3 protein-coding genes are annotated in these 5,025 nt (G+C 69.8%); 2 read left to right on the plus strand and 1 reads right to left on the minus strand.

Features of this window, described 5'->3' with window-relative positions:
* Positions 1-495: 495 nt before the first annotated feature.
* Positions 496-1,008 carry a nuclear transport factor 2 family protein gene (locus tag E2651_RS41120; RefSeq protein ID WP_135336381.1) on the minus strand — a complete coding sequence of 171 codons (513 nt, stop codon included), beginning with the start codon at positions 1,006-1,008 and terminating at the stop codon, positions 496-498.
* Positions 1,009-1,307: 299 nt separating this feature from the next.
* Between E2651_RS41120 and E2651_RS41125 the strand changes: the two genes are divergently transcribed.
* Entirely contained in the window at positions 1,308-2,522 is a 1,215-nt protein-coding gene (locus E2651_RS41125; RefSeq protein WP_135336382.1) for a S8 family peptidase, read from the plus strand.
* A 242-nt stretch (positions 2,523-2,764) separates the two neighbouring features.
* Positions 2,765-4,909 (plus strand): alpha-1,4-glucan--maltose-1-phosphate maltosyltransferase, encoded by a 2,145-nt coding sequence (locus tag E2651_RS41130; RefSeq protein ID WP_135336383.1) that lies wholly within the window; start codon positions 2,765-2,767, stop codon positions 4,907-4,909.
* The last annotated feature ends 116 nt before the right edge of the window (positions 4,910-5,025 follow it).

The following is a 5,025-nucleotide window of genomic DNA, read 5'->3' on the forward strand; positions in this document are numbered from 1 at the left end:
ATCGACGGATGGCCTTCATCACGGAGCACCTCTGACAGGGCGTATGACGGGGGCGTTCGTACGTCGCGAATCGACGTGTCGCAACGACGTTAGCGGGACGCCGCCCCTGTCACCACGGCGCACAGGGTGCACGCTCCGGGCCGGAGGGTAACGTGACCCGGCGGGGCGGAAGTTGACGGAGACACAGGGGGTACGGGGCGGATGCTCGGGCGGTTGCGGGATTCCTCACCTCGGCGGATAGGTCCGTATACGACGCTGGCCAGGCTCGGCGCCGGCGGCATGGGCGAGGTGTTCCTCGGACGGCCCGCCGCACGCACGGATTTCGGGGTCGGGGATCTCGTCGCCGTCAAGGCCATCCGGAACGAGCTGGCGGCCGACGACACGTTCCGGCGGCGCTTCAGGCGCGAGGCGGAGGTCGCGGCCAGCGTCGAGGGCCCGTTCGTGGCACCTCACCGACACCAAGGAGCTGGAGGGCATCACCCTGACCACTCCGCTCTACCTCGGCGGTGCCGTCTTCGCGGAGTCCAGCGAGGGCCGGATGGTCTCGGGCCGCGCGCTGTAATCCCTACCGCCGGTGGCCGCCGCGATCGCCGCCGTGTCCCAGTAGAACGGCCACACCTCGGCGATCCGCCCGCTCCGCACCGCGATCGTCTGCAGTACCGGGAAGGCGAGTTCACGCCCCGTGGCGCGGGCCCGCGCCACGACCTGGCTGTGGACGACGACCTTGTCGCCCGCCGCGAGGAACTCCTGCTCGCCGATCTCGAAGGACTCCCACGCCTCGGCCATGGCGAGGAAGAACCGCACCATGCCGGCGTGGCCGCGCCAGGTGCCGCCGTACGGGAGGGCGTCGGCCTGGTGCAGGACGACGTCGGGCGCGAAGTACGGGGCGAGCAGGTCGAAGGAGGCCTGGCCGGGGCCGCCGGCGGCCAGATAGCGGCCCTCGGCCTCGTACATGGCGGTGAGGACGGCCACCGGGTCGGTTTCGGACGCTGTCGGCTGGGTGTTCATGCCGCCAGCGTGACCTGCACCGCAGGCACACCGCTGGCGGACATCGGACGTCGACCTGCGACAACACGCACCTCAGCGTTCCGCTCGCGCGGACGGCACCCGCACTCGTCCGAAAATCGCCGCAACCCTCACACCACCCCCACGGGCGATATGGCCGATTCCCCCACGCCGTGTGGTCTTGTAGGGCCCCACAGCACACGAGAGGCTGCCAAGTGGCGCCCGTGGAGATACGGGGGACCCGGCAGATCACCGGTCCAACTCCTCGGGCCGCACGTCAAGTTGGGGAGGGAAGCCAGCGTATGACTTTGTCGCGAACGAAGCGTTTGCGGTGGGCGGGAGCCGTCACCGCCGTCACCACGGCGGCCGTACTTTCGGCCATCACGCTGCCCGCACACGCAGCCCCCGCCGAGGCCCCGCTGGGGCAGATACTCGGCGCCGGGGAGCCCGGTTCCATCAGCGGCAGTTACATCGTCACACTCAAGGGAGGGACGAAGGCCCCCTCGGAGGCGGGCAAGGGCATCGCCGAGAAGTACGGCGCGAAAATCAGTCACACCTACAGCACCGCGCTCAACGGCTATGCGGTGAAGGCGGGTTCGAACGAGGCCAAGCGCCTCGCGGGAGACTCGAACGTCGCCTCCGTCGTCCAGGACAGCATGGTGTCCCTGGACCACACGCAGAAGAATCCGCCCTCCTGGGGGCTCGACCGGATCGACCAGAAGAACCTTCCGCTCGACAAGTCCTACACCTGGCCCGAATCCGCGGGCCAGGGCGTGACCGCGTACGTCATCGACACCGGAATCCGCAGCACGCACACGGACTTCGGCGGGCGCGCGAGCAGCGGCTGGGACTTCATCGACAACGACGCCACGGCGCAGGACGGCAACGGCCACGGCACGCACGTCGCCGCGACCGTCGCGGGCCAGAAGTACGGCGTGGCCAAGAAGGCGAACGTCGTGGGCGTGCGCGTCCTCGACAACGCGGGCTCGGGCACGACCGCACAGGTCATCGCCGGCATCGACTGGGTGACCAAGCACGCCAAGAAGCCCGCCGTAGCGAACATGAGCCTCGGTGGCTCGGCCAACGTCCAGTTGGACGCCGCCGTGCGCAACTCGATCGCGTCCGGGGTCACTTACACGGTCGCGGCGGGGAACGACGGGCTTCCCGCGTTCCTGTCCTCGCCGGCCCGCGTGAAGGAAGCGGTCACCGTCGGCGCGACCGACGCCAAGGACGCCAAGGCAAGCTTCTCCAACTGGGGTGCCAGTCTTGACCTGTTCGCACCCGGCGTCGGCATCACATCGGCGTGGAACACGAGCGACAGCGCCACGAACACCATCTCCGGTACGTCGATGGCCTCGCCGCATGTGGCGGGCGCGGCGGCGCTCTACCTCGCCGACCACGCGGCGGCCTCACCGGCCGAGGTGAGCAAGGCGCTCACCGACCGCGCGGTACCGGGCAAGGTCACCGGCAGCGGCCTCGGCTCACCGAACAAGCTCCTGCAGGTCAACAACCCGTAGAACACAGCACATCCCCGGACCGGCCCCGCCTCGACAGGCGGGGCCGGTCTTATGTGCGCCCGGCATGTGCCCATACAGACTCGCCTTGCTGCCGGTCTTGTATGAGGCCTTACGCACTAGTAGTTAACAAAGCGCCGGATTGCCCACCCGAAAACCGTGGGAAGGCTCCCCCGGTACGCACACAGCGGAACCCTCCACACCCCCGTATCCGCCCCACTCATGTAACGCGGACAGGAGTGGTCATGCCCTCAACCCGCCCGCCGGCGAAGGCTTCGGCGAAGGCCCCCGAGAAGGTGCCCAAGAGCCGGGAGGACCCGGCCGCACAGCGAGCCCCCGCCGCACAGCAGGACCCGGCTCCACAGGACGCACCGCCCGGCCGCATCCCCGTGCTCGACATCGCGCCGCAGGTGCACGGCGGGCGCAGGCCCGCCAAGGCCGTGGTCGGTGAGACCTTCCAGGTCACGGCCACCGTCTTCCGTGAAGGGCACGAAGCGGTCGCCGCCAATGCCGTGCTGCTCGACCCCGAGGGGCGCGCCGGACCCTGGACGCCGATGCGCGAGCTGGCCCCCGGCACCGACCGGTGGGGCGCGGACGTCACGCCGGACGCGGCGGGGAACTGGTCGTACCGCGTCGAGGCGTGGGGCGACCCCGTCACGCAGTGGCGGCACCACGCGCAGATCAAGATACCGGCGGGCATCGACACCGAACTCGTCCTGGAAGAAGGCGCACGGCTGCACGAACGCGCCGCCGCCGCAGCCCCGGTGAGCAAGGGCCGCCGCGCCACCCTGCGCACCGCCGCCGAGGCCCTGCGCGACACCGGACGCCCCGTCGCGGCCCGCCTCGCCGCCGCGCTGACCCCGGAGGTCGACGCGGTCCTCGCCCGGTATCCGCTCCGTGAGCTCGTCACGGAGTCGGAGCCGCTGCCGCTGCTCGTGGAGCGGCGGCGGGCGCTGTTCGGGTCCTGGTACGAGTTCTTCCCGCGCTCCGAGGGCGCTGTCGTGCGCGAGGGCGAGCCCGCGGTGTCCGGCACCTTCCGTACCGCGGCCGAGCGGCTGCCCGCGATCGCCGAGATGGGCTTCGACGTCGTCTATCTGCCGCCGATCCACCCCATCGGCAGCACCTTCCGCAAGGGCCCCGACAACTCCCTCTCCCCAGGGCCGCACGACGTCGGTGTGCCCTGGGCGATCGGTTCCCCCGAGGGCGGCCACGACGCGGTCCACCCCGACCTCGGCACGCTCGACGACTTCGACGCCTTCGTACGCCGTGCCGCCGGCCTGGACCTCGAAGTGGCCCTGGACTTCGCGCTGCAGTGCTCCCCCGACCACCCGTGGGTGGACAAACACCCCGAGTGGTTCGCGCACCGCGCCGACGGCACCATCGCGTACGCGGAGAACCCGCCGAAGAAGTACCAGGACATCTATCCCCTGGCCTTCGACCGCGACATGCCGGGCCTGGTCGCCGAGACCGTACGTCTGCTGCGGTTCTGGATGGACCACGGCGTACGTATCTTCCGCGTCGACAATCCGCACACCAAGCCCGTCGTCTTCTGGGACGAGGTGCTCGCCGACATCCGGCGCACCGACCCCGACGTCATCTTCCTGGCGGAGGCGTTCACCCGTCCCGCGATGCTGCGCACCCTCGCGGCGATCGGCTTCCAGCAGTCGTACACGTACTTCACCTGGCGCAACGAGAAGGGTGAACTGACGGACTACCTAAGGGAGTTGTCGGGCGAGACGGCGCACTACCTGCGGCCGAACTTCTTCGTCAACACCCCGGACATCCTGCACGCCTACCTCCAGGACGGCGGCCGCCCCGCCTTCGAGGTGCGCGCCGTGCTCGCCGCAACCCTCTCGCCGACGTGGGGCGTCTACAGCGGGTACGAACTGTGCGAGAACGCCCCGGCACGGGCCGACAGCGAGGAGTATCTGCATTCGGAGAAGTACCAACTGCGGCCGCGGGACTGGCAGTCGGCGAAGAACTCCGGCTCCACCATCGCACCCCTCATCAGCACGCTGAACCGCGTACGGCGCGCCAACCCCGCCCTGCGCCAACTGCGTGACCTGCACTTCCACTCCACCGACCAGGAGGCGGTGATCGCGTACTCGAAGACGGTCAGGTCCCCGGGCGACCCGGACGGCTCGAACACGGTTCTGGTGGTCGCCAACCTCGACCCCCACCACACCCAGGAGGCGACGGTCTCGTTGGACATGCCGGAACTCGGCCTCCACTGGCACGAGACCGTGCCGGTGCGCGACGAGCTCACCGGCGAGACCTACCACTGGGGCAGGGCCAACTATGTGCGCCTCGAGCCGGGCCACGCGCCCGCGCACATCCTCAGGGTCCTGCGACCGTCCTCACCGTTGATCGGAGGGTCACCCACATCATGATCGTCAATGAGCCCGTCCAGGACACTTTCGAGGACACACCCGCGAAGGACCGCGATCCCGAGTGGTTCAAACGCGCCGTGTTCTACGAGGTCCTGGTCCGGTCCTTCCAGGACAGC

Origin of the sequence: Streptomyces sp. MZ04 (assembly GCF_004684775.1) — a bacterium.
GTDB lineage: Bacteria > Actinomycetota > Actinomycetes > Streptomycetales > Streptomycetaceae > Streptomyces.